The 22,934-nt window shown below is 40.3% G+C and carries 24 protein-coding genes and 1 pseudogene; 11 read left to right on the forward strand and 14 right to left on the reverse strand.

All coding sequences use genetic code 11. The annotated features are described in order from the left end of the window. Positions 1 to 28: 28 nt before the first annotated feature. Entirely contained in the window at positions 29 to 1,363 is a 1,335-nt protein-coding gene (locus JCM10596_RS05430; protein ID WP_025026246.1) for a PhoH family protein, read from the reverse strand. Positions 1,364 to 1,531: 168 nt separating this feature from the next. Between JCM10596_RS05430 and JCM10596_RS27545 the strand changes: the two genes are divergently transcribed. The 6 genes from JCM10596_RS27545 (at position 1,532) to JCM10596_RS24070 (ending at position 6,485) form a co-directional block, all read left to right on the forward strand. Beyond that, entirely contained in the window at positions 1,532 to 2,341 is an 810-nt protein-coding gene (locus tag JCM10596_RS27545; protein ID WP_025026247.1) for a YhcN/YlaJ family sporulation lipoprotein, read from the forward strand. 121 nt (positions 2,342 to 2,462) lie between these two features. After that, positions 2,463 to 4,085 (forward strand): spore germination protein, encoded by a 1,623-nt coding sequence (locus JCM10596_RS05440; RefSeq protein WP_025026248.1) that lies wholly within the window; start codon positions 2,463 to 2,465, stop codon positions 4,083 to 4,085. Further along, a complete protein-coding gene (locus JCM10596_RS27550; RefSeq protein ID WP_051541185.1) occupies positions 4,085 to 4,624 on the forward strand; it encodes a Ger(x)C family spore germination protein in 540 nt (179 codons plus the stop codon). The genes JCM10596_RS05440 and JCM10596_RS27550 overlap by 1 nt, the downstream gene beginning before the upstream one ends. Further along, positions 4,564 to 5,286 (forward strand): Ger(x)C family spore germination protein, encoded by a 723-nt coding sequence (locus tag JCM10596_RS27555; protein ID WP_081791919.1) that lies wholly within the window; start codon positions 4,564 to 4,566, stop codon positions 5,284 to 5,286. The genes JCM10596_RS27550 and JCM10596_RS27555 overlap by 61 nt, the downstream gene beginning before the upstream one ends. A 9-nt stretch (positions 5,287 to 5,295) precedes the next feature. Then, entirely contained in the window at positions 5,296 to 5,532 is a 237-nt protein-coding gene (locus JCM10596_RS05450) for a hypothetical protein (protein ID WP_025026249.1), read from the forward strand. 20 nt (positions 5,533 to 5,552) lie between these two features. Next, positions 5,553 to 6,485, forward strand: a complete 933-nt coding sequence (locus JCM10596_RS24070; RefSeq protein WP_051541187.1) for a GerAB/ArcD/ProY family transporter — start codon at positions 5,553 to 5,555, stop codon at positions 6,483 to 6,485. A gap of 245 nt (positions 6,486 to 6,730) precedes the next feature. Here the strand turns inward: JCM10596_RS24070 and JCM10596_RS05460 are convergent, their stop codons facing one another. The 3 genes from JCM10596_RS05460 to JCM10596_RS05470 form a co-directional block, all read right to left on the reverse strand. Further along, on the reverse strand, positions 6,731 to 8,002 hold the full coding sequence (locus JCM10596_RS05460; RefSeq protein ID WP_025026250.1) for a hypothetical protein: 1,272 nt from the start codon (positions 8,000 to 8,002) through the stop codon (positions 6,731 to 6,733). Positions 8,003 to 8,216: 214 nt separating this feature from the next. Next, positions 8,217 to 8,669 carry a pyridoxamine 5'-phosphate oxidase family protein gene (locus JCM10596_RS05465; RefSeq protein ID WP_025026251.1) on the reverse strand — a complete coding sequence of 151 codons (453 nt, stop codon included), beginning with the start codon at positions 8,667 to 8,669 and terminating at the stop codon, positions 8,217 to 8,219. A gap of 99 nt (positions 8,670 to 8,768) precedes the next feature. Beyond that, on the reverse strand, positions 8,769 to 9,857 hold the full coding sequence (locus JCM10596_RS05470) for an LCP family protein (protein ID WP_025026252.1): 1,089 nt from the start codon (positions 9,855 to 9,857) through the stop codon (positions 8,769 to 8,771). 149 nt (positions 9,858 to 10,006) lie between these two features. Here JCM10596_RS05470 and JCM10596_RS05475 point away from each other — a divergent pair, with 149 nt between their 5' ends. After that, positions 10,007 to 10,207, forward strand: a complete 201-nt coding sequence (locus JCM10596_RS05475) for a YlaI family protein (protein WP_025026253.1) — start codon at positions 10,007 to 10,009, stop codon at positions 10,205 to 10,207. A 71-nt stretch (positions 10,208 to 10,278) separates the two neighbouring features. On the opposite strand, the gene JCM10596_RS05480 is transcribed toward JCM10596_RS05475, so the two are convergent. From JCM10596_RS05480 to typA, 4 genes are read right to left on the reverse strand one after another with little or no spacing between them, the layout of a single operon-like run. Next, positions 10,279 to 10,551, reverse strand: coding sequence for a hypothetical protein (locus tag JCM10596_RS05480; RefSeq protein ID WP_025026254.1), 273 nt, complete (start codon positions 10,549 to 10,551; stop codon positions 10,279 to 10,281). Next, a complete protein-coding gene (locus JCM10596_RS05485) occupies positions 10,548 to 10,871 on the reverse strand; it encodes a YlaH-like family protein (protein WP_025026255.1) in 324 nt (107 codons plus the stop codon). The genes JCM10596_RS05480 and JCM10596_RS05485 overlap by 4 nt, the downstream gene beginning before the upstream one ends. 1 nt (position 10,872) lies before the next feature. Further along, the gene (locus tag JCM10596_RS05490; RefSeq protein ID WP_025026256.1) at positions 10,873 to 11,715 is read right to left on the reverse strand and encodes a deoxyribonuclease IV; all 843 of its coding nucleotides are present in this window, start codon (positions 11,713 to 11,715) and stop codon (positions 10,873 to 10,875) included. A gap of 40 nt (positions 11,716 to 11,755) precedes the next feature. Then, on the reverse strand, positions 11,756 to 13,591 hold the full coding sequence (gene typA, locus JCM10596_RS05495) for a translational GTPase TypA (RefSeq protein WP_025026257.1): 1,836 nt from the start codon (positions 13,589 to 13,591) through the stop codon (positions 11,756 to 11,758). A 197-nt stretch (positions 13,592 to 13,788) separates the two neighbouring features. Between typA and JCM10596_RS05500 the strand changes: the two genes are divergently transcribed. Beyond that, a complete protein-coding gene (locus JCM10596_RS05500; protein ID WP_025026258.1) occupies positions 13,789 to 13,977 on the forward strand; it encodes a DUF5325 family protein in 189 nt (62 codons plus the stop codon). A 12-nt stretch (positions 13,978 to 13,989) separates the two neighbouring features. Here JCM10596_RS05500 and JCM10596_RS05505 read toward each other — a convergent pair whose 3' ends face one another. Both JCM10596_RS05505 and JCM10596_RS05510 read right to left on the reverse strand, forming a co-directional pair. Then, entirely contained in the window at positions 13,990 to 14,808 is an 819-nt protein-coding gene (locus JCM10596_RS05505; RefSeq protein WP_025026259.1) for an inositol monophosphatase family protein, read from the reverse strand. Between the two features lie 92 nt (positions 14,809 to 14,900). After that, positions 14,901 to 15,128, reverse strand: a complete 228-nt coding sequence (locus JCM10596_RS05510) for a YkzI domain-containing protein (protein ID WP_025026260.1) — start codon at positions 15,126 to 15,128, stop codon at positions 14,901 to 14,903. A 373-nt stretch (positions 15,129 to 15,501) separates the two neighbouring features. Between JCM10596_RS05510 and JCM10596_RS24075 the strand changes: the two are divergent. Next, positions 15,502 to 16,124, forward strand: a pseudogene (locus tag JCM10596_RS24075) (YktB family protein). A 29-nt stretch (positions 16,125 to 16,153) separates the two neighbouring features. Here JCM10596_RS24075 and JCM10596_RS05520 read toward each other — a convergent pair. Further along, entirely contained in the window at positions 16,154 to 17,119 is a 966-nt protein-coding gene (locus tag JCM10596_RS05520; protein WP_025026261.1) for an NAD(P)H-dependent flavin oxidoreductase, read from the reverse strand. Positions 17,120 to 17,292: 173 nt separating this feature from the next. Here JCM10596_RS05520 and JCM10596_RS05525 point away from each other — a divergent pair, with 173 nt between their 5' ends. After that, positions 17,293 to 18,798: an aminotransferase class I/II-fold pyridoxal phosphate-dependent enzyme gene (locus tag JCM10596_RS05525; RefSeq protein ID WP_051541188.1), complete on the forward strand. Its 1,506-nt coding sequence runs from the start codon at positions 17,293 to 17,295 to the stop codon at positions 18,796 to 18,798. Positions 18,799 to 18,920: 122 nt separating this feature from the next. Here the strand turns inward: JCM10596_RS05525 and JCM10596_RS05530 are convergent, their stop codons facing one another. The 3 genes from JCM10596_RS05530 to JCM10596_RS30055 form a co-directional block, all read right to left on the reverse strand. Continuing rightward, a complete protein-coding gene (locus JCM10596_RS05530) occupies positions 18,921 to 20,444 on the reverse strand; it encodes a YcdB/YcdC domain-containing protein (RefSeq protein WP_025026263.1) in 1,524 nt (507 codons plus the stop codon). Between the two features lie 88 nt (positions 20,445 to 20,532). Continuing rightward, positions 20,533 to 20,991, reverse strand: coding sequence for an MFS transporter (locus tag JCM10596_RS30050; protein ID WP_234410412.1), 459 nt, complete (start codon positions 20,989 to 20,991; stop codon positions 20,533 to 20,535). Between the two features lie 10 nt (positions 20,992 to 21,001). Beyond that, positions 21,002 to 21,763 carry an MFS transporter gene (locus JCM10596_RS30055; RefSeq protein ID WP_234410413.1) on the reverse strand — a complete coding sequence of 254 codons (762 nt, stop codon included), beginning with the start codon at positions 21,761 to 21,763 and terminating at the stop codon, positions 21,002 to 21,004. Between the two features lie 210 nt (positions 21,764 to 21,973). Here JCM10596_RS30055 and JCM10596_RS05540 point away from each other — a divergent pair, with 210 nt between their 5' ends. Then, positions 21,974 to 22,873 (forward strand): DUF2268 domain-containing putative Zn-dependent protease, encoded by a 900-nt coding sequence (locus JCM10596_RS05540; RefSeq protein WP_025026264.1) that lies wholly within the window; start codon positions 21,974 to 21,976, stop codon positions 22,871 to 22,873. The last annotated feature ends 61 nt before the right edge of the window (positions 22,874 to 22,934 follow it).

Here is a 22,934-nt window from a genome sequence, read left to right on the forward strand (position 1 = left end):
TTATCCTCTATTCCTTCCTATTGTACCTCTAGAGGAGTTGAGCCGCAAGCTGAGCAAGTGGGGAGCGTTCTCCTTTTTCTAGGCGGATATGACCACTAATCCCCTGTTCTTTCATCTTCTCGACTACATAGGTTAAACCGTTGTTTGATTCATCAAGATAAGGATGATCGATTTGTTCTGGATCACCCATTAGGACTATTTTGCTCCCTTCTCCGACACGAGTAATGATCGTTTTCACCTCATGCTTAGTTAAATTTTGAGCCTCATCAATAATAATAAATTGTTCCGGAATACTCCGTCCTCGAATATAAGTTAAGGCTTCGACTTGAATGGTACTTCCTAACCCTGCTAAGATCCGATCCAAATCTCCTGGCTTCTTCGTACTAAAAAGATACTCTAAGTTATCAAAGATGGGCTGCATCCACGGTCTTAACTTTTCTTCCTTTTCACCAGGCAGATATCCTATATCTTTTCCCATAGGGACAACTGGACGAGCTACCAGCAGCTTCTGATATTTATGTTCATCTTCAATCTTTAATAGGCCTGCTGCTAATGAAAGCAATGTTTTTCCTGTTCCCGCTTTTCCTGTTAGGGTCACAAGCGGAATATGGTCGTTAAGTAATAGCTCAAATGCCATTTTTTGTTGAACATTTCTAGGCTTCACACCCCAAACATGATCTTCACTAAATTTTAAGGGATGAATGGATTTACCATCCACTCCTACCTTTCCAATCGCTGATGCCGAAGAACCTAATTCATCCCTCAAGATAACAAATTCATGAGGGAAAAGTTTTCTGTTTTGTTGGAGCTGTTTCAACGCTAGCTTATGCTGAGAGTAAAATAAATCAATGGTTTCTTTCCTTTCCCTGATTTCAATACTCCCCGAATAGCTTTTGGAGTATTGTACAACCTGATCAGAAAGAAAGTCTTCCGCCGGGATTCCTAATGCGTCCGCCTTTACACGAACCAAGGCATCCTTACTAACTAAGATGACAGGTCTGGGATTCCCTTTTTCTTGTTCCTCCTCTTGTAAATTGAGAGCAACAGCAATAATTCGATTATCATTCGTCTTTTCGATAAATGTTTCTTGAAGCTTTAAAAAAGATTTATGGTTCAATTCGATTCGAAGAGTTCCACCCGTTTCTAATTGAACTCCCTCATGCAATTTTCCTTTCATTCGGTACTGATCTAAGATACGCGAAAAATAACGTGAGTTCCTCCCTATTTCATCCATATACCTTTTTTTAGAATCAATTTCTTCAAGTACAACGGCTGGTATAACAATTTCATTGTCTTCAAAAGAAAAAATAGCGTGAGGGTCTTGCAATAGCACATTCGTATCTAAGACATAGATCTTTTTCAAGATTCCGCCTCCCTTTGGTTGATCAAAAGTTAGGATTTTTGGTAAAAAGTAATAATCTCAATAGCTGTTATTTTTAAATGTATGACTCATGGATTAAATATAGACGGATAAACTATAGGTAAATAAAAATGATGATTCAATCATCGTTTGGAGAAAGGATGAACTTGCATGAAACTGCTTAGAAACAGCTCCATACTCATTCTTCTACTCATTCTGTTTATCGCAGGATGTAATCCGGCAAATCAACAGCAAAATATACAAGGACAAGGCTTAGATCAGAACCAAACACAAGGCTTCCAAAGAGAAACCTATCCATATCAAAATGCAAATCCCTTTACAGTTAGAGAAAACCCGAATTTAACTGGGTTTACTCGACAAAACGAGCAAGGCTATATGACACAATATGACCATGGGTACATCAATCGGAGCCAGCAAGGACAAGGCTTTGTGAACCAAAATCAGACACGTGGTACTGAAGGCTATGACCTCCATCATGTTCCTCCTCAACAAAACATGCGAGGGTTTAATCAAGGTACCAAAGCACCACAAACCCCTAATCGCAATCGCGATGCTCAAGAAGTGGCAGAAAGATTAGTAAAGCTAGCGACAAGAGTAGAACAGGTCAATGATGCGACAGCCGTCGTCGTTGGTCGTTGGGCAGTTGTTGGAATTGACCTCGATGCCACTCTAGATCGTGCAAGAGTAGGAACGATTAAATATACGGTCGCTGAAGCATTAAAATCCGATCCCAAAGGAGCCTATGCCATTGTGACAGCCGATATTGATACGAACTACAGATTAAGGCAAATGGCAGAAGATATTCGCCAAGGACGACCTATCGAAGGCGTCATGGACGAGCTGGCTGAGATTGTCGGACGTATTATGCCTCAGATTCCGCGCCAGATTGAAGAAGCGGAGGAACCCCCACAGGAACGAACAGAGAATAGACTTACTCCACAACAGGAGCCTCCACGCTAAGACCGCGTGCGATAACAATCCCATATAAAAACACACAGCGATCCGTACTACAGGGCGCTGTGTATTTTTTTTACATGAAAAAAAAAAGATGGGGAAGGTTATAAAAAAGAGGTGTCAACATATGGGATTTAAAAAAACAATACGCAAAATAACAGAAAAGAAATCAAGGAAAAAAAGATTTGATCTATCATCTACTGAGAACAAAGATTCTGCTCCCATTTTTACTGAGCTTGAAAAAAACATACAAAAGATAGAAGAAGAAACGGGCAAAAGCACAGATGTAGTCATTCGGCGATTTAACACGGGAGAAAATGGAGAAATTCAATGTTGCATTGTGTATGTTGAGGGGCTGGTGGATAAAGATATTCCTAAGGACATCGTGCAAACCTTGCTTATTGATACGAGAACCTCTACATTGATTCATCAATTGTCAGCAACAAACGATAAAATCGAGTTTATTTATCAGTTTATTTTAGAGGTTGCTGAAGCACAAATTGTTGAGGAATATAACACGTTATACACAAGCATTATGTCAGGCGACACCATATTACTTGTACATGGAATGACAAAAGGAATTATATGCAGCACACGCGGCTGGGAAAATCGTGGGGTTCAGGAACCTGAGGCACAGACCGTGATTCGTGGACCCCGGGAAGGGTTTACCGAAAGCTTACGAACAAACACCTCTTTAATCAGACGCAAGATCAAATCTGAAAAGCTTTGGCTAGAAACCAAGGAAATTGGAAGAGTGACCAAAACAAGTATTGCTATTATGTATATCAAAGGGATTGTTAACGACAAAATCGTCGAAGAGGTTCATCAACGCTTAGATAAGATCGATATTGATGGGATTCTGGAGAGCGGATATATCGAGGAACTCATTCAAGATGAAACCTATACCCCCTTTCCTACGATGTATAATACCGAGCGCCCAGATTCTGTAGCTGCCAACCTTTTGGAAGGTCGAATCGCGATTCTCGTAGATGGTACTCCTTTTGTCCTTATTGTTCCTGCTTTATTTATGCAATTCTTTCAAGCGAGCGAAGATTATTATCAGCGTTTTGATATCTCTACTATCATACGGCTCTTACGATTTTTAACCTTTTTCATTGCTCTATTGGCACCCGCTTTCTATGTAGCTATCCTAACCTTTCACCAAGAAATGCTGCCCACAGAGCTATTAATTGGCGTTGTAGCGAATCGAGAAGGCGTTCCATTTCCCGCCTTTATTGAAGCGCTATTAATGGAGATCACCTTCGAAATCCTGAGAGAAGCGGGGGTCAGAATGCCACGAGCAGTAGGACAAGCCATCTCCATTGTTGGTGCTCTTGTCTTGGGACAAGCAGCTGTAGAAGCAGGACTTGTTTCTCCAGCAATGGTGATTATCGTTTCCATTACAGCCATCTCTAACTTTGTTTTCCCTTCCTTTAATATGGCAATTGCCATACGTATGATCCGCTTTCTCATGATGGGATTGGCGGCGGCATTTGGTTTATTTGGCATCACCATAGGGATTATCGCAATGGTTCTCCATCTATGCAGTTTACGTTCCTTTGGAATTCCTTTCATGTCACCAATGGCTCCCTTTATTATGGATGACCAAAAAGACAGCATCCTACGCGTTCCAATTTGGGGAATGTTTGCAAGACCACGCTTACTAAGTCAATTCAACAATAAAAGAGAAGCAAACTCCTCTCCAGGGAAACCACCCAATAGAAGCAATGAGTCTGGAGGAAACGAATAATGCTCCCAAAAATCGTGAAAGGCATCCTTATTATTTTTATTCTTCTCTTGTTAACAAGCTGTTGGAACAGGAGAGAACTCAACGAATTGAGCATTGCTTCCGCCATTGGTATTGATGCTCTAGAGGACCAGAAGGGATATCAGGTATCTGTTCAGATTCTCAACCCAAGCGAGGTTGTCGAAGGAATGGGAGGAGGAGGATACGATACCCCTGTTAGTTTATATACATCGACAGGCGAAACGATCCATGAAGCCATGCGAAAAATGACCAAGCAAGTCCCTAATAAAGTTTATCTTGCCCATGTCCGAATGGTTTTCTTAGGTGAGGAGTTAGCCAAGCAAGGAATTGCGAAGCCTCTTGATTTCATTTCCAGATATCGCGAATTAAGGACCGATTTTTATATCGCTGTGACCAGGGAAGTGACGGCTCATCAGGTTCTTCAACTCCTCACCCTATCGAGAAGCTTCCAGCCAACAAAATGTTCCATTCCCTGGAAACCTCATCAAGAAAATGGGCGGAGACAGATGGTGTTTTTTTAGATGAGCTAATCCACGACATTTTGAGCGAAGGAAAACATCCTGTCATTACCGGTATTCAAATTATAGGAAATCCTGAGGAAGGAAAAAAAGAAGATAACGTAAAGACAAGTGAAGCTCCTGTCAATTTTCGTTACTCAGGAATGGGAATCTTTCGAGAAGATAAACTCATCGGCTGGCTAGATGAAGATGAAAGCAAAGCATACAACTACATCCGGAATGCGGTGGAAAGCACGATTATTAATACAAATTGCTCTGGTGATGGGTATATTGGATACGACCTCATACGTGCTTCTAGAAAAGTAAAAGTGATCATGAAGGATTCGCAGCCAACCATCGATCTTTCCTTCGAGCTTGAAGGAGATATATCGGACGTAGAGTGTAATCAAATCGATTTGGCTGACCCTCAACAAATAAAGCAAAAAGAAAAAGAGATTGCCACCATCGTCCAAGAAAAAATAATGCGTAGTATTAAAAATGTACAAGAAGAATACCAGGTTGATATTTTTGGCTTTGGAGATATGATTTATAGACAAAAACCGCAGGCTTGGAAGAAGCTGAAGGATGATTGGGATCAGCATTTTGTCCAGCTAGAAGTGAATGTTACTGTAGATGCCAAAATAAGAAGAGTAGGAACGATAGCCAACACCTTTAAAAGAAAGTGAGGAGGATCTATGTTATTTATTCTTGGAATTCTCCTGTTAGCTGCCATATTTTCACTCATTGAAATTCCACCGCTGCTAAAAAAAAGACGAACAAGGGAGGTATGGGCTTTTTCTATCTTGCTGGGAACTGGGGTTCTGCTAAGCAGTTTTCATATTCTTGACCATACTATTCTCAACCCTCTACATTTCATTGAAAGCCTATTTAAGCCTTTACGAGATTTTCTTATCGAATCCATTCCTAATTAGACGAAAGGATGTGATCGGCTGTGATCGAAAACGGTAAAATAAGCCCAAATCAATTTACTCTCCTTGTTACTCTTTCTATGATCGGAAGTCCTATTTTGTTACTCCCTTCGATGCTTGCCATCGAAGCAAAACAAGATGCTTGGATCACTGCTATTCTAGGAGTGGGAATGGGGCTCCTTGTCATCTGTCTCTATAACATGGTGGGTAGAAGAATGAAGAATACAACTTTTATTCAGTACCACCAAGCGGTGCTAGGAAAATGGATGGGCAGCTTGGTATCGCTTCTCTACCTAGCTTATTTTTTTCTTATTTCTGCCCTTGATTTAAGAGATATTGGAGAATTTATGATTACACATACTTTAGGCGAAACACCTATTGAAGCTATATTGATCCTTTTTACTGCTATTGTCGTTATGGGAGCCCGATTAGGAATGGAGGTTCTAGCACGTACTGCTCAGATCTTCTTCCCTTGGGTTCTGCTCATGTTTTCGATTCTCGTCATTTTTGTTCTCCCAGAAGTGAGTTTAGACCGAGCTAAACCCATTCTCGATGAAGGAATGCTTCCTGTTTTTCGCGGCGCCTATCAATTTGTCGGCTTTCCTTTTTTTGAAATGGTCGTTTTTTTAATGATTTTTCCTTATGTGAACAAAGCAAAGCAGGCTGGAAAAGCATTCCTCAAGGGAGGGCTGATAGGAGGAACGTTCCTCATCATCGTCACTAGTTTGTCGATCCTCGTTCTGGGTGAGGATATTTCCGCTAGAAGTATTTTTCCCAGCTATCTATTAGCCAAGAGGATTAGCATCGGTGATTTTATTGAACGAATTGAAGCGGTAGTGGCAGGAATATGGATGATCACGATCTTTCTTAAATTAACGGTTCTTTTTTACGCAACAGCTCTTGGCCTAGGTCAGTTATGTCGCTTAAGGATTATCGGCCTCTTTTATTCCCTCTAGCCCTTATCCTAATTGTTCTTTCTCTCGTGATCTATCCAAACGTAACCTATCACTTACAATTTGTGATGAAATATTGGACCCTCTTCACTTCTGTCTTTGGCGTGTTTCTTCTGTTGCTTCTTTTCATTGTGGAGAAAGTACGAAAGCAGCAGAAACGTTCGAAGTCGGTGGAGGCATAGCTCTTGGTAAAGTCGAATAACCAGCAGATGGAGTTTTCCTCAACTGCTGGTATAGAGGCTATCGTTCTATTCCAATTCACTTACTTCAACAACCTCCCCACTAGAGGCTTTTACTGCATAGTGACAATCTAACTTTCCACATAGGACATAGTAGCCTTGCTCGAAATCATATACATAATAAGGTTTCAGTTCTATCATGTCTTTAATTTTCTCATATGCTTCCTCATTCGTAACCTTTATTTCCTCCGCTGCTTTTAAGTCTTTATAGATCTCTAAAAACGGTTCATTGTCCATGTAATTTAAGGCTTCATATGTCTTCGAATCAATGACAAGCTTCAATTTTCTTTTAAACACACGTTCTTTCTGTTCCTTTGCCATCAATATAGCTTGGATGTATCCCCTATCTCGATGTAACGATTTTAGTATCCATCTCCCTGAATCATTCGTGTATTCTTGACTTAAAAATTTTTGAATGGCTTCAATACACTTTGGGATTTCCTCCTCTGTGATTGGTTGAAGATCTGGATGTGGTTCACGCTGAAATGCTTGTTCAGGTGTGATCTCCTCAACTAAAGATATTTCTTTTTTGTGAAAAGGTTTGTTAATTTGATAATCCCACTCTATTTCTTTGTTTATTTGCAAATAAGCTTTAACATCAACAATAAATTCAACTGGTATAGTAGAGGAACAATCATTTTTTATAAAAATCTCTTCAAACGCATAGACAGAAACTAACTTCTTCTTTTTTTCAACAGGAAATTCCACCAACGTTAATTGTTTTTTTGCCCGTTCTTCTATTTGATCAATTGAAAGTACATACGCTTCTTGCTTTACTGAGGCCTCATTAGGAAACTGACCATAAATAGAAAATAGCGTGAGCTTACCTGCCTCATCAAGCCTCAACTCAATATATCCAGATGGAGAAACAGCAACACCATCAATACATTCTCTGAAATGAAGCACTCTTTCTTTTTCTTTCCAAAACTCAAATTGCTGTCCATATTTCAGATCTGCTTCCTTTTCAATCCACTTGATGATCCCACCATTGTCATTACAATCAAAAGTCATACTGTCAGTATAAGAAATTCCACCTACAAAGATTATTTTTTTGACCTTCCTTGTATGGATATCTATCTCAATAAAAGCCGTTCCCTTTGGATTACACCCCTCATCTTCCCAATCTTTTTCATGGTTTGGAAACCATTCCATGCTTAGCGTATAAACTGTATCCTTAAAAATCGTTTTGTGGCGGCAAATGTCCCATGTATGTAGATCGTATTCTGCTAACCCGTACTTTTCTCTCGTAAAATCGACTAAATCCTTTATTCTTTCTTCCATCTCATTCTCCTTCCATTTCTGGTATTGTAAATAACCTCTCTGATTGCAATAACCGTATCTTTGGGGAGAGTTTGTCGCTTACAACAATAAAGTACACCCCTTATTCTAAGTGATGTACCTTATTGTTGTACTATTTTTGATATTATGTGAAACATGAAAGACAAGTTACTATTACCATAATAAAATCATATATTCACTTGTCCTTACGAATTGACTAAGCTTTTAATGCATCCATGACTTGCTTATCTAACTTAGCAGCCGCTTCTGCGTCATATGTTTTTTCGTATTCTGGTTCTACAGATATTCTAGATCCATAGAACATCACATTTCTTACTTCCTTAACCGCAATATCAATTCGAGCCAGCTTTAATGGAGTCCCTTCCATCTTCTCAATAGCAAGTGTTGCCTCCCCGGCAATCGCATAACATGAGCCTGCTCCTATTAATGTGAGAACAACCTGATTTGATTGCGCAATATTTTGGACAATTCTTGAACGATTATCTACAGCAAATCTGATGACAGATGTATTTGGAGCATAAATCCAAGAAATGGCGCTTACGTTAGGTGCACCTGTTTCAAAATCAATTGTTGATAACGTGACAAAACGCTCCTTCTGAAGTAGCGGTAGAAGTTCATCTGTTAGTTGAGTTGCCATCGTTTCAGCCATATTTCATTCCTCCTTATTTATTATACTTTCTTTAGTTTTTCACTTGTAAGATTTACTATACATGTTATTCATTCATCTGAAAACCTATTCTATGAGGAATTATTCTTGTTCTTGTTTCTCTAGTTCTCGCCCCTCTAGTAATTCTTTCAATTCAGCCCGAATCTCGTTTAATCTCTCTTCTGGAATAACCGTAAAGCTCTGCTTTGAATCCCAGTATGCTTGGTTAGCAATGGTGGAGATTCGTTCATTCGAGATCGTTTTAAGATCAGGAATAAGGGCTCCCATTTGCTCTCTTGTCAAATTAGTAGAGGTGTGTTCGACCACAGCCTCAAGCACATTTGGTAGATTCTTCATTCCTTCTATCGTTATTAATTTAGACACTAATGCCTTAATGACCTCTTGCTGGCGTTCATTTCGCTCGAAATCGCTTGATTGATAGTTAACTCCTCTATTATCTAGTCGATGGCGAACATAATCTAGTGTATTTTTTCCATCAAGAACCTGTTCCCCTTTGGAGATGCGGATATGAGTACCATCAGCATAACTGTCATATATCATTGATTTCTGAACATTGATCTTCAGACCACCCACTGCATCTACCACCGCTTCAAATCCTTTGAAATCTATCGTGACATAGGAACGAACGGGTATCTCTAAATAATCAGAGAGCATGTCCCTGACGACAGAAACACCTGACGTCGTGACTTCCTTCTTCGCCTTTTCTTGTTGGATTCGCTTTGTTTCACCAAGAGCATAAGCAGAGTTCGCCTTACGATAGCCTGAGTAACCTGGGATCTTCACCTTCGTATCTCTGGGGATAGAAAGCAAATGAACATCATGCTTACTAGGATCAACTACCGCAACCATTAAAACATCTGTATTGAGAGTCCCACCAGAACCAGGTCGATTATCAGTACCTATAATGGCAACCGCAAAGGGCTTCTGAGTATCTTCTGGATGCTCATCTACTTCTGCCTTCGTTTCTGCTGCGCTGACAGCTTTAGATGGAGAACTGGCGATTTTATTTAAGGCTTTATCTAAGCTGATATAAGCATAGCCTACAATCGAAACCATACATAATAGACTCATTAGGAGAAAAAGCAGCACAATCCTCAGCGTTCTTTTTTTCTTATTACGCTTGATTTGATTGGCTTTATCCTTTCGACTCAACGGTGGATTTTTTTCCACGATTCTACTCACTCCCATTTTTTCTGACAGTATAAATTGTACGGCTAAAAGAAAAAGATGTCAATTCATGTCCCCTATTCTTCCTATTTCTTTCCCTTTCGTAAAATCTGTCTTTCCATGCTATACTAAAGATATAGGAGGCAGAAACGATGAGAGTAAAATGTGTACTTTGTAATAAAATCCAAGAGATTGATCGTGATTCTGTAAAAGGCAAAAGATTAAGAAACCATCCTCTCGTAACTTATATGTGTGAAGAGTGTAACGATAGAATTCGTGATAAGACAGAAAAAAGAAGAGAAGAAGGAACATTAAAGCTCCCAACATTCCAAATAAAAAAGGATGAATGGTGACTAAAAAATAAGCTCAAAAAAAAGCCCCGTTTTTCTTGCTCTACTTCAAGCAAAAAAATGGGGCTTTTTCCTTACTCATTAAATTTAGGTTCAGATTGAATATCTAATAGTAGCTGCTGAACAAATTCAGCAGGGTATTCCTTCACTTGCTCTGCCTCTTCGTAAATAAAACGCACGATATACATTCCGTCCTGCAATTCTTCCTTAAAATCCTCAAGCTTAAAATCTTCATCCAAAATCTCCTGAAAGAATTGAAACGTTTCCTGAGCAGCACCATCATCTGGTCGATTCACTGCGACATGCTTAATTTGCAAATAATTAAAGATAGCATCTTCTAGCGTCATACATCCTTCCTCCCCTCTTGTTCTTCACTTGAGCGATTACGAAAAGGAGCTGAGTTCCTTGTTCTTATTTTGACAATCGCCAGTAAGATTACAGCAAGAAGTAAGGATTCAGGGATCGGTAGTCCCGTTCCTAAAAAAGCAAGAAGGATACATCCGAATGCCAACGCCACATAGACAACAAAAGACTTCAAAATAGGAAGCTTTCTGGCAAACCCCATTTTGTAGACGATGGCAGAAAGGATAAAAATGACAAAATACAAAGTGACAAATGCCGGAAATATTTCTGGATGGAAGTAAGAATAGATCCAGTCTTTGATCATGTTACTTCCCTCCCTCAGCGATTAGTTCTTTAAGATATAGGATTTCTTCGGCATATTCTTGTTCATCCTCGGCAGGTGTTTCTAGAATAATGGGAAGATGAGCAAAGCGCTCCTCAAGCAGAAATTGCTTTAAGCCAGCTGCTCCAATTTCTCCCTTCCCAATCTTCTCATGACGATCCTTTCGGCTGCCAAATGGCGCCTTGCTATCATTGAAATGGATACAGTATAGGGCATCAAGGTATCCTGATCCCTCCATCTGATCAACAAGGGCTGGAAAAGTATCTTCATCCCATTGACCCGCAGCGAAGGAGTGACAGGTGTCAAAACAAAAGCCTATTTTTTCAGGAAAATCAGTAGCAAGACGGATATCCACTAAGGTTTGAATTTCTAAGCCTATTTCACTTCCCTGGCCAGCTGTATTTTCTAGAAGAAGCTTTGTGGAGCCTTCGTAGTCTTGCAGGATCAGATTAAGTGTTTCTATCATCCTTTTTGTCCCTGCCTCTTCCCCTTCACCTACATGCTTCCCACAATGGACAACGGCTCCCTTGGCTCCAAATGCTTCAGCAATGAGAAGATCCTCTTTGATTGAACGAATGGTTGCCTCTAGTAAATCCTCTTTCGGAGTGGATAAGTTGGTGATATAGGGAGTGTGACAAATCAGGTCGATCCCTTCTTTTTGACAAAACTCTAAGCCGAGCTGAGCATCCTTGACATCTAGTTTCTTGGGCTTTAAGCCTCTTGGGTTTTTGGTGAAAACCTGAAACGAAACAGCTCCCAGAGCCTTTGCTTGCTTAGAGGCATGTAGAAATCCTTTTGCCACACTGACATGACATCCTAACTTCATCGTATCATCTCCCTACCTTATACTTCCTAATCCCTAAAATTTATGCTTCTACTTTCTTCTTGTTCTTTTCATGACGCTCACGTTCTGATTTATTGAGATATTTCTTACGCAAACGAATCGATTCTGGCGTAATCTCACAATATTCATCATCATTTAAGAACTCTAGAGCCTCTTCCAAGCTTAAACGTCTTGGTGCTTTGAGCTTGACGGTTTCTTCCTTGTTTGCAGAACGAATGTTATTCGCTGCCTTCGCCTTACAGACATTAACCGTAAGATCATTCTCTCGAGAATGCTCCCCTACAATCATACCTTCGTATACTTCTGTTCCCGGAACAATAAACATCGTCCCTCGGTCTTCAACATTTAAGAGTCCATAGGTATTGGCTGTCCCTGTTTCATGAGCGATCAGAGCTCCAAAACGACGTCCACCAATGTTCGATTTAACAACTGGACGATAGGAGTCGAAAGAGTGTGTCATAATCCCGTATCCACGTGTTTGAGTTAAGAACTCGGTGCGATAGCCAATGAGACCTCGAGATGGAATCATAAATTCTAAACGGACTTGTCCAGTACCGTTATTAATCATATTGGTCATTTCACCCTTACGGTAACCAATGGCTTCCATGATATTTCCTGTGTATTCATCAGGAACATCGACAATCAGCCGTTCCACAGGCTCGCATTTCACACCGTCTACCACCTTGATAATAACCTCAGGCTTAGAAACCTGTAACTCATAGCCTTGACGACGCATGTTCTCGATTAAAATTCCCAAGTGTAATTCTCCACGCCCCGATACAACAAACACCTCAGGACTATCTGTTTCATCCACTCGCAAGCTCACATCTGTTTCAAGCTCGTCCATCAAACGATCCTTTAGCTTTCTCGCGGTAACATGCTTTCCTTCTCTACCAGCAAAAGGACTGTTATTCACAATAAAGTTCATCTTTAATGTCGGTTCATCTATCTTCAATAGAGGTAACGCTTCTTGATGAGCAGGATCGCACACGGTTTCCCCTACGTTAATATCCTCTAAACCAGCCACTGCAATAATATCTCCCGCTTTTGCTTCCTGTGCTTCCACTCTTTTCAAGCCAATAAAGCCGAAAAGCTTCGTCACTCTTAGATTACGAACAGAGCCATCTGCTTTCATAACGGCTACCGCTTGGTTTAATTGCATGGTTCCTCGTTGAACTCGTCCAACCCCAATTCGACCTAGGTAATCATTATAATCGAGCATCGTTACTTGAAATTGAAGCGGCTGTTGTTCATCCGCTATCGGAGCTGGAATATGCGAGATGATTGACTCAAATAAAGGAACCATATCGGGTCCTTGTTGCTCTGGATCTAAACTGGATGTCCCTGCTAAAGCAGACGCATAGACAACCGGAAATTCTAATTGATCCTCATTCGCTCCTAAATCAATAAATAAATCAATCACTTCATCCACAACCTCTAGAGGTCGGGCATGCTCTCGGTCGATCTTATTCACTACAACAATAGGAGTTAATTGATGTTCTAGAGCCTTTTTCAAAACAAATCGAGTTTGCGGCATACAGCCTTCAAAAGCATCAACAACTAGTAAAACTCCATCCACCATTTTTAGGATTCGTTCTACTTCTCCACTAAAATCGGCATGTCCAGGTGTATCTAAGATGTTGATACGATGATCTTGATATTGAATCGCCGTATTTTTTGCTAAGATCGTAATCCCACGCTCTCTTTCCAGATCATTGGAATCCATCATGCGATCCGCTACCTGTTCGTGCTCCTGAAAGGTTCCAGATTGCATCAACAGTTTATCAACTAAGGTCGTTTTTCCATGGTCTACGTGGGCAATGATAGCAATATTACGTAAGTCTTCTCTTCTTTTCATACTTTTCTCTCAAGCTCCTTCATATATTCGTCATGAGGCTATAACCTTGTTCGCCTCCTGGTAGCATTTCTAACTTATCAAGTGTACACTTGTTTCATATTGGTTGGCAACAGATTCTTATAGATATGTTATAATAGAAGCCATATGCCCAGTCTTTCTTATGCTCTGTACCCTAGTTTATCATTTGGAGGATATAAATGAAACGAAAGCTTATTTTTTTACTCATAGCTACTTTAGGAGTGACTTGCTTTATCCTTGTCGGTTTCTCCTTAGGGGCACGCAATCCCATTATGGGGGTCCTTGCCTTCATTGCTTCCATCTTCATTACTGGTTTTGGATTCACATTAAAGAAGAAATGGAGAGAAGAAGATCAGACTCACTCATAATCCCCTCTTTTTTTAAGGGGATTTTTTTGCTCCCTGTAAAAACGTAGTCATAAGCGCTTCATGTAAGCTAGGCTTCGCTACATAAATAGAGGATTTTTCAAATACATCAATGGGCTGATTGTCCACTGTAGACATCTTAGCTCCTACCTCTTCCAAGATCACTAGCCCTGCTGCAAAATCCCACGGGGCGAGCCTTAGAGTAATATATCCATCTAATCTTCCACTCGCTACTGAAGCTATTTCTAAAGCAGCTGAACCAAGCGAACGTGTACCACGAACCTGTCTAACAAGCTTCTGTAAAGAAAGATGATCAAACAATGAATTAGGAGTTAACCATAAACTATTGATCGCGATTAGAGCCTCCTCCACTGTCGTTGTCCTTAACATATCCAATTTCTTCTCATTTAAGTAAGCTCCTTCTCCTTTTAGAGCATGGAAGCATTCGTTCTTGATCGGGTCATAGATGATTCCTATTTTGCCTTCACCCTTTATGTAAATCGCTAGGGAAATCGAAAAATTTTGTTTTTGGTGAACAAAATTAGTCGTTCCATCGATAGGATCAATGATCCAGACTACCTCATTTAAAGGATCATACTCTTTTGCTGAACAAATTCCTTCTTCGCCCAAGATATAATGCTCTGGGTAATGCTTTTGAATGAGGTCCACAAAAAATTGCTCTGTTTCTCGATCCTTCTCTGTCACTAAATCCGCCGCTGATGTTTTATACTCCACTTGTAAGGCTTCCTGAAGCGAATCCTTTAATCTATTTCCCGCTTCAATCGTCCACGATTTAGCCTGTTGATACAACTCTTGTAAGCTAGCTGTTGTCATCATTCTCTCCTCCCTTATCCTTTATGAGAATAAGTATACTACAAACAAAGCACCTCGCCCAAACTCCAGACGAGATGCTTACCATTTTTTCTCTATTTTTTTCTTACTGACCACTTCTTACCTCCAGATCTGTAGGCTTCTAATAACAATAATTCTTTTCTTAGCTCCTCAAGCTTTTGTTTACAGCCTTCCATTTTTTCTAAATCTTCATCCAACATCGCATCATGCAAGTTAAGTAATTCATAATCAATCTCCAAGCGTAACACAGGGATTCTGCGATCAGCATCGTCTTTCCTATACACTTCCAATACTTTTTCCATGGTTACGTCACTCCCTTTCTAAATTCGATAAAGTAGACTTCCATCAGATGGAGTTTTTACTCCACCTGATGATTAGTCGCCCTTATCTGGTTCTTAGCGTCGGTTATCTCCCTCCTATAGAGGAGGGAGTCTTACCGACGATTAGAACGAGATAAACTACTTCTTATACCTATTATCGACAAATTTAGACAAAAAGAATAGAGGGAAATGCGAATTTTTTGAAAATTATTTTTTTCACTTTTCTGTAGTGTTAGTATCTATTATTATGCAGCTTCCCTTGTCAGCATCACATTTTTTATAAAGCTTTTTATTTTTTCTTTATGATTCATTTTGGTATAGTGTAAGGTAGACAGAATAAGGAGGCGCAAGAAAGATGACTTTTACAGGGTTTACGGCAAAAGATTTTGATGTATTTAAGATAGAAGGCTTGGAACCGAGAATGGAAGCCTCATTGAGCAAATCCGTCCAAAACTAGATTTATTAGGACAAAATCTATCTTCTGAGTTAGGATCACTGACTGGTGAAGAGATGTACCCTCATGTGGCAAAGCATGCACGTCGAACAGTAAATCCACCAAATGATACATGGGTAGCATGGGCGAATAATAAAAGGGGCTATAAGCAGCATCCGCATTTTCAAGTTGGCTTGTGGCAATCCCACCTCTTTATCTGGTTTGCGATGATTTATGAATCTCCAATCAAAGGGGATTTTGCGAAGACTGCCTTAGAAGAAACAGAGAGTATTTTAAAGCAAATTCCTGACCACTATGTTTGGTCAGATGATCATATGAAGCCTGAGGTCATTCGAGAGATGGATGAAGAAAAGCTGGTGGATTTGCTTCAAAGGCTGCACAAAGTAAAGAAAGCAGAATTCTTATGCGGGGTACAAATTCCTAGAGAAGAGGCGATCCTTGGTGATGGACAGGCCTTAACAGAGAAGATTCTAGAAACCTTCTCTACTCTAGCCCCCCTCTACAAACTCGCATTACGCCCCTAGACTTACACAGGAGGAGGAATAGAACAAACCTATTCCTCCCATATTTTTTGACTGCGATGTAAGTACTCTCTTGCTTCTGCCTCCATACGATCTAATAATTCCTGAACCGTTGGGATATCCTTAATCAAACCAATAACTTGACCAGCCCAGCCAAACCCTTCATCTGCTTTTCCTTCATAGATTAATTTCTGATTGGCTCTTCTACCGATATATTCAGCTAGCTCTTCATAGGTTGAACCGCTCTTTTCTCGTTCTATAATTTTTTGCGCTAGCTTGGTATGTAGGGTTCGTCCCGGTGCTCCAAGGCTTCGTTTGATAACCACTGTATCCTGCTCACTGCCAGAAACAATCAGGTTTTTATATTCTGGATGAGCATGAATACACTCTTGAGTGGCAATAAATCGAGTCCCCATCTCAATTCCTTCTGCTCCCAAAGCAAAGGAAGCTAGCAAACCGCGACCATCTCCAATTCCACCACTTGCAATGACAGGAATCTTCACAGAATCGACGACCTTAGGGATCAGAACAAAGGTACCCAGATCTTCTCTACCAATGTGTCCTCCCCCCTCTTGTCCCACTGCCATAACAGCATCAGCTCCTAATTCTTCCGCCTTTTGCGCTTGTCTGACAGAGGAAACGAGAACTAGCTTTTTAATTCCTGTGTCTTTCACCTTTTCTAGTAAAGGCTGTGGGTTGCCCCCTGTCATCGTGATTACAGGTACATATTCTTGGACTGCAATGTCTAACATATGTTCATAGGGTCTTCCATGCTGCCCAATGGCAAAGTTCACACCAAAGGGTTTATCGGTTAGTTTTCGGACCTTGTCTATTTCTCTCTTCAATTCCTCTGGACTGGATAAGGACATAGCTGTAATTTGCCCTAATCCACCTGCATTAGATACGGCAGCTGCCAATTCAGCATAAGCCAAATAGGCAAGTCCTCCTTGGATGATCGGGCGGTCGATTTGTAATAAAGAGGTTATTCTCGTTTTCATTTTTTTCACCTTCTCTATTTGATTTGTACTGAATCCAATTCGATACATTGAAACATTCTGCAAATAATTCTTGCATTCCTGCCTTAATTTGATATACTCAATTTGTTTTATCTCGTTCTAACCATCAAGTTGGAATAATAGCTCCATCTGATGGTCGTCTATTTTATTGTTATATGAAAGAGGTGGTCCTTTTGACAAAAATTCTAGATCACAATAACACCCCTTTATTTACAGGTGTTGTTGAACATGCCAAACGAAATCCAATTCAATTTCATATTCCCGGTCATAAAAAAGGGGTAGGTATGAATCCTGAATTTCGTGAGTTTATTGGAGAGAATGCTCTCTCTATCGATTTAATTAATATTGGCCCTTTAGATGATTTACATCATCCCAAAGGAATGATCAAAGAGGCCCAAACCCTAGCAGCCGACGCCTTCGGTGCAGATCATACATATTTTAACGTCCAAGGTACAAGTGGAGCGATCATGACCATGATTATGTCTGTTTGCGGTCCTGGCGACAAAATTATCATTCCTCGGAATGTACATAAATCCATTTCTTCCGCTATCATCTTTTCTGGAGCCATTCCTGTCTTTATTCATCCAGTGATGGATAAAAGACTTGGGATTTCTCATGGCATTACTACTTCTTCTGTCAAAACGGCTCTAGAACAACATCCTGATGCCAAAGCTGTGCTAGTCATCAATCCCACTTATTTTGGTGTTTCGTGCAACTTGAAAGAAATTGTCGAGGTAGCTCACTCCTTTCATGTTCCCGTTCTGGTTGATGAGGCTCATGGTGTCCATATCCATTTCCACGAGGAGCTCCCTATGTCTGCGATGGAAGCTGGAGCCGACATGGCGGCAACAAGTGTACATAAATTAGGTGGATCTATGACGCAAAGCTCTGTATTGAATGTCAAAGGCTCTCTTGTCAATCCTAAACGAGTACAATCCGTGATTAGTATGCTGACAACAACCTCTACCTCTTATCTCTTGCTTTCCTCCCTTGATATGGCAAGAAAGCAATTAGCTCTGCATGGCAGGGAGATGGCTAGCTTTGCTATTGCACTAGCCAATAAAGCGCGTGCAGAAATTAACCAGATTCGCGGTTTCTATTGTATGGGAGAAGAAATTTTAGGAGAGGATGAAGCTACCTACGATTTTGATCCAACCAAGCTCCTAATTCATGTGCGCGATCTTGGTTTGACTGGATTTGAAGTTGAGAATTGGTTGCGTGATCATGCCAATATTGAAGTTGAGATGAGCGACTTGTATAACATCCTGTGTATTGTGACACCTGGGGATACGGAAGAATCTATCCAAGAATTAGTCAAGGCATTAAGAAGGGTCAAGGATTACGCTCATGCGTCAAATTCCTCTATAGAACTCATTCCAATTGAGCTACCTAATATCCCTATTTTAGCGATGTCGCCAAGAGAAGCTTTCTATTCAGAAACAGAGCTGGTTCCATTTGAGCAATCAGCTGGAAGAACCATTGCTGAATTTATTATGGTTTATCCTCCCGGAATCCCTATATTATTACCAGGAGAAATTATCACAGAGGATAATTTGACCTATATTCGTCATAATATGGAGGTGGGCTTACCTGTCCAAGGTCCAGAGGATTATGATTTTCGATTTATTCGAGTGATCAAAGAATATAGACCCATTCGTTAACCCATGAACCTTCAAGCTTAAAAGGGACGGTTAGAATGGGATAAAACACCCCATGTCTTCTTTGACATGGGGTGTTCACTCTTAGTCGGGAATAATTCTGTGATGAAAAATGGGGACTCTGCTCACTCTTTTCGATTCCAAATACCCTCTCCAGAACAAGCGTCAATATAGCGTAGCTCTCGCTGTTTCTTTTCTGCCCCATCCGAACGTTCCCCTAGGCTCATCTTATATACTAAACGATACGTATGGGGTTCGACGTCTAGATCATGAAACCATTCAAGAGATACCGAAAGATGCTCTGCATAACGTGCTAACGCTTCTTCTGCTGTCAGCACGGGAGTCGAAGAATGCGTCTGAAGCTGACAGAGCTTAGCATAAGATACTCCGTTGTACCAAGTGATTTCTCCCGTAAACGTGCTAACACGAATGGTAACACTTTCACTCTCAACAGGTACGCCATTCAGATAAACAGGCAAATAGAAAAATTCAACTTCGCGTGCCTCGTCCTCTGTATCCTCCTTGTCCTCCCGCAGCCATAGATAGGAGCGAAAATCGGGAAAAACAGCTTGTAAAAAAGACTCGGCTTTTTCCCAGCATTTCTTCCGAGTAAAAGAAGGTGTCCTCTCCTCTTCTTCCCCTCCCCTTGAAAAACCTAGTAATCGTCCTGTTGATTTTTCTATTTGGAACATATAAGAAGCTTCTAAGTTTCTAAGCATATTGCCAAATTTTCGTTTCATGTAGCCTTCTACAGACAGGGCTTCTAGTTCCTCAGTGTCATTGTCCTTGCCTTGTTGCCTATAAAGAAAAGATAAGGTTTCTCCATCATCCTTCGATTTCCATACAGTATGTTGCCTAGCGTCAATGCCCAACCGCTTCTCCCAATCTGCCCTCTGCTGGATCGAATCTATGTGTTGATCTATTTGACCTTCCTGTTTCGATTCAATAGGGGCACTCGGTGGCATTAAATAGTGGTCCATCCCAAATAAATCTTCTCCTGTCACAGCATCCATCCACCTGTGGCTCGGAGTAGGAAGATAGACAAGGCGCTCTTCAGACTCTTGTCCCTCTATTTCATAGATAGATGGCCATAACGTAACAAAGGCAAGCTCCGTTCTCATTTCACTTTGTATCTTCTGTAAAACATTCTCTTTTTCTACAATCTGAGCAGGCCAGGTAGGACGTTCCGTAGGTTGATGATATTCTTCAAGCCGATATCTAATGATTTGTAATTCCTTGTCCAACTCAAAAGAACAGCCTGTATTGGGGAGAGGGAGTCCCCCTACTGCCTCCTGATAGCATATATGATAGATTCCATTTTGCTTTTCTATTTCTACCCACTTATAAGCAGCATGGTTTGGGGCATGTTTTTTCAGAAAAGGATCGGTAACCGCTCTGATTTCTTTCTCCATTGCATCTGTCTTTCTCTCTTCTTCTTGTTCTCTTTCTATTTCTAATCTTGTTAATTGACCTGTATTTAAATCTAAGCAAATCTCAATTTTTTCATCTGTCCCAGGCACCTCCCAGACAAAAGCCCGCTCTTTCTCGTCTCCTATTGGGATACTATCCTCCATCTCTAGTTGAAAATGCTGGGGAATAGTTATGATCTCCTGCGCTATTTTTCGCAGCGTATCGTAATGAATAGACATGCTCTCCTCCTTAAACTTCCAAAGCTATTTTTAAAACTATCATAACAAGGAAGGGATAATTTGTAAAAACGTCTTGCTCACATTGGTATTATGATTGAACAGGCAGCTTGATACTTTTTTTCTCTTTTTCCTTTACGATTAAATAACATGAAATCACTAGAGCCAGTAGAGTGATCATGACAAAAAAACCATGGAACAGCCAAACCATAACAGACATTGTTACATACTTCAATACAATGGGAGCAACGATAAAACCAATTGCAAAGCCAACCGATTTTAAGAGCATTCCCACACCAAAAATTCGACCTCTAATATGGTTCTCTGACTTTTGTAGCGTTGTGGCATGTAAAGTGGTAAAACAAGCATCAAATATTCCAGTGAAAAACGCAAAGCTAAGGATGACATACAAATTTATACTGGATAAAAAATCATAAAGCCAGTGGACATGAGAATGGCTGAACCGAAAGCAGCTAGAAACAGCTTTTGATCCTTCAACCATTTGATTCTGGGCAGGGTTAAGGTAGCCAAGATGGAACCCAATCCCCAAACTCCCCAGATCATCCCATAATAGAAGCTTTGTTGATCAGGCTTATGATTTCTGCTAGTAAGGGGATGCCTAAATTATGAGAACTTCCTGCAAAGGCTCCTACTAAAAAAACAATATTGAGCAGGAGAAGCAAAGGAACATTCACCAAATATTTAACTACCTCCTTTAAATCGCTTCCTATGGCTGTTATTTTTTGTTTCATACCATCTGTAATAGGAAGAACTCTGGCAGGTGTTGTTTCCCATTTCAATTTTAATAACACATATGTAGATAACAGATACGTACCTGCGTCAATGAGTAAGGTTAATTCATAGCCAATCCAATCTGTCAAAATACCTGCGGCAATAAATCCTGCTACTAAACTGATAGAGGTCAGTCTAGCAATCAAAGAGTTCACTTCCAGAATCTTATTCTGTCCAAAGATTTGAGGAATCTCAGCACTAAAGCTTACCATAAAAAAGCTATTACATGCGCCAATTAAAAAAGAACCCACAATAATCATCATTGGACTCGGGAATGGAATAAGAAGGAGAATGATGACGACCCTTATAATATCACTTGCAATCATAATCTTTCTTCTGTTAAACCGATCCGCTACAACTCCCGAAAATAAGCTAGAGAGAACTCCTCCCAGTGTTCGGGCAGCCATCGTAGCGGCTAACCACGCTGCACTTCCTGTTGCTGCATAGACCACTACATTTAAAACAATTAAATCCATAAATGTCCCGAAATCAGAGAGTGCTTTCACATATAAAAATAGTTTCTTTTTCATGATTTATGTCCCATCTTAAGTATATAGTCTTTGTACACTATTCTATCTTCACGAAATATTTTTCGCAATACGAAATTTTCTGTTTGCTTAATTTTTTCTGTACTGTTTTTTTAGACCATCATCCTTTTTTACTTTTCTATTGACTCTGACGTTACGTAATAATTTATAGTAACGAATAGAATCGTTATAAAAGATGAATGGGGTGTCAGTATGCAATTAATTATTGAAAATACGCTTGAGCAATATGAAAAATTATTTTCGTTGTCAGAAGAAGAAAGAGAGGATTATTTCCGGTATTCGATGATGAAGCCTTTTGAAGAGATGTGGGCAACAATACATGTTCCCCTCCAAGCAAAGCAAGAGAATGGATATGATGTCAAAATGGCTACAAGCATGCTAGGGTATTTGGATATGACTGAAACCGTCAAAGGAAAGCAGGCATTGCTGCTTTTAAAGGAGATACATGCCCTACAGACAGCTCGAACTACATTATCGAGGTGCTTGGAAGTCAGTCGTGCACATCAGTTAACTATCAAGGCTGACGCTTTAACATTTGGGTTATATATTGCTGATCCTAAAAAACTGGAGCTACAAAAAGGATATTGCGGTTTTGGCGGCATTCCTGGATTTATCATGATCACTATGAACCCAACCCCCTATAACATTCCAAAACTCCCTGCCCTCATTGCCCATGAATTTCACCATAATCTCCGTTTCTCTTATTTTGATTGGGATCATGGAAATGTTACGGTCGGTGATTACTTAATCATCGAAGGCTTAGCTGAATCATTTGCCCGAGAACTCTATGGAGATGAACTTCTAGGTCCTTGGGTGACCTCCTTCGATGCAGAGGAGCTGGACTACTCTATTGCTGTACTAAAAGAGGCATTAGCAGTGAAAGGATTTGCTGAGGTTAGCAGTTATATGTTTGGTGATTCCATAGCCACTGAACTAGGATATCAAGCAGTAGGTTTGTCCTCTTTTGCTGGCTACGCAGTTGGATATCATGTCGTGCAGTCTTTTTTGAAGAACAACAAGGTGGACATATATGAGGCTACCTTACTTCCAACAAATGATATTATTCAGCATTGCGGTCTATTCTCTAAATAACGAAGCACTTTTTTTGCAATGATGACAACCCCTGACACGTTTCCGTGATACACTTGGCTAT

The organism is Caldalkalibacillus mannanilyticus JCM 10596, assembly GCF_000615945.1.
GTDB lineage: Bacteria > Bacillota > Bacilli > Caldalkalibacillales > JCM-10596 > Bacillus_AT > Bacillus_AT mannanilyticus.

Coding starts and splice junctions, on each gene's coding strand:
- JCM10596_RS27545 (WP_025026247.1), top strand. CDS start 1,532: ATGAAACTGCTTAGAAACAGCTCCATACTCATTCTTCTACTCATTCTG.
- JCM10596_RS05440 (WP_025026248.1), top strand. CDS start 2,463: ATGGGATTTAAAAAAACAATACGCAAAATAACAGAAAAGAAATCAAGG.
- JCM10596_RS27550 (WP_051541185.1), top strand. CDS start 4,085: ATGCTCCCAAAAATCGTGAAAGGCATCCTTATTATTTTTATTCTTCTC.
- JCM10596_RS27555 (WP_081791919.1), top strand. CDS start 4,564: ATGTTCCATTCCCTGGAAACCTCATCAAGAAAATGGGCGGAGACAGAT.
- JCM10596_RS05450 (WP_025026249.1), top strand. CDS start 5,296: ATGTTATTTATTCTTGGAATTCTCCTGTTAGCTGCCATATTTTCACTC.
- JCM10596_RS05460 (WP_025026250.1), bottom strand. CDS start 8,002: ATGGAAGAAAGAATAAAGGATTTAGTCGATTTTACGAGAGAAAAGTAC.
- JCM10596_RS05465 (WP_025026251.1), bottom strand. CDS start 8,669: ATGGCTGAAACGATGGCAACTCAACTAACAGATGAACTTCTACCGCTA.
- JCM10596_RS05475 (WP_025026253.1), top strand. CDS start 10,007: ATGAGAGTAAAATGTGTACTTTGTAATAAAATCCAAGAGATTGATCGT.
- JCM10596_RS05480 (WP_025026254.1), bottom strand. CDS start 10,551: ATGACGCTAGAAGATGCTATCTTTAATTATTTGCAAATTAAGCATGTC.
- JCM10596_RS05485 (WP_025026255.1), bottom strand. CDS start 10,871: ATGATCAAAGACTGGATCTATTCTTACTTCCATCCAGAAATATTTCCG.
- JCM10596_RS05490 (WP_025026256.1), bottom strand. CDS start 11,715: ATGAAGTTAGGATGTCATGTCAGTGTGGCAAAAGGATTTCTACATGCC.
- typA (WP_025026257.1), bottom strand. CDS start 13,591: ATGAAAAGAAGAGAAGACTTACGTAATATTGCTATCATTGCCCACGTA.
- JCM10596_RS05500 (WP_025026258.1), top strand. CDS start 13,789: ATGAAACGAAAGCTTATTTTTTTACTCATAGCTACTTTAGGAGTGACT.
- JCM10596_RS05505 (WP_025026259.1), bottom strand. CDS start 14,808: ATGACAACAGCTAGCTTACAAGAGTTGTATCAACAGGCTAAATCGTGG.
- JCM10596_RS05510 (WP_025026260.1), bottom strand. CDS start 15,128: ATGGAAAAAGTATTGGAAGTGTATAGGAAAGACGATGCTGATCGCAGA.
- JCM10596_RS05520 (WP_025026261.1), bottom strand. CDS start 17,119: ATGAAAACGAGAATAACCTCTTTATTACAAATCGACCGCCCGATCATC.
- JCM10596_RS05525 (WP_051541188.1), top strand. CDS start 17,293: ATGAAAGAGGTGGTCCTTTTGACAAAAATTCTAGATCACAATAACACC.
- JCM10596_RS05530 (WP_025026263.1), bottom strand. CDS start 20,444: ATGTCTATTCATTACGATACGCTGCGAAAAATAGCGCAGGAGATCATA.
- JCM10596_RS30055 (WP_234410413.1), bottom strand. CDS start 21,763: ATGAAAAAGAAACTATTTTTATATGTGAAAGCACTCTCTGATTTCGGG.
- JCM10596_RS05540 (WP_025026264.1), top strand. CDS start 21,974: ATGCAATTAATTATTGAAAATACGCTTGAGCAATATGAAAAATTATTT.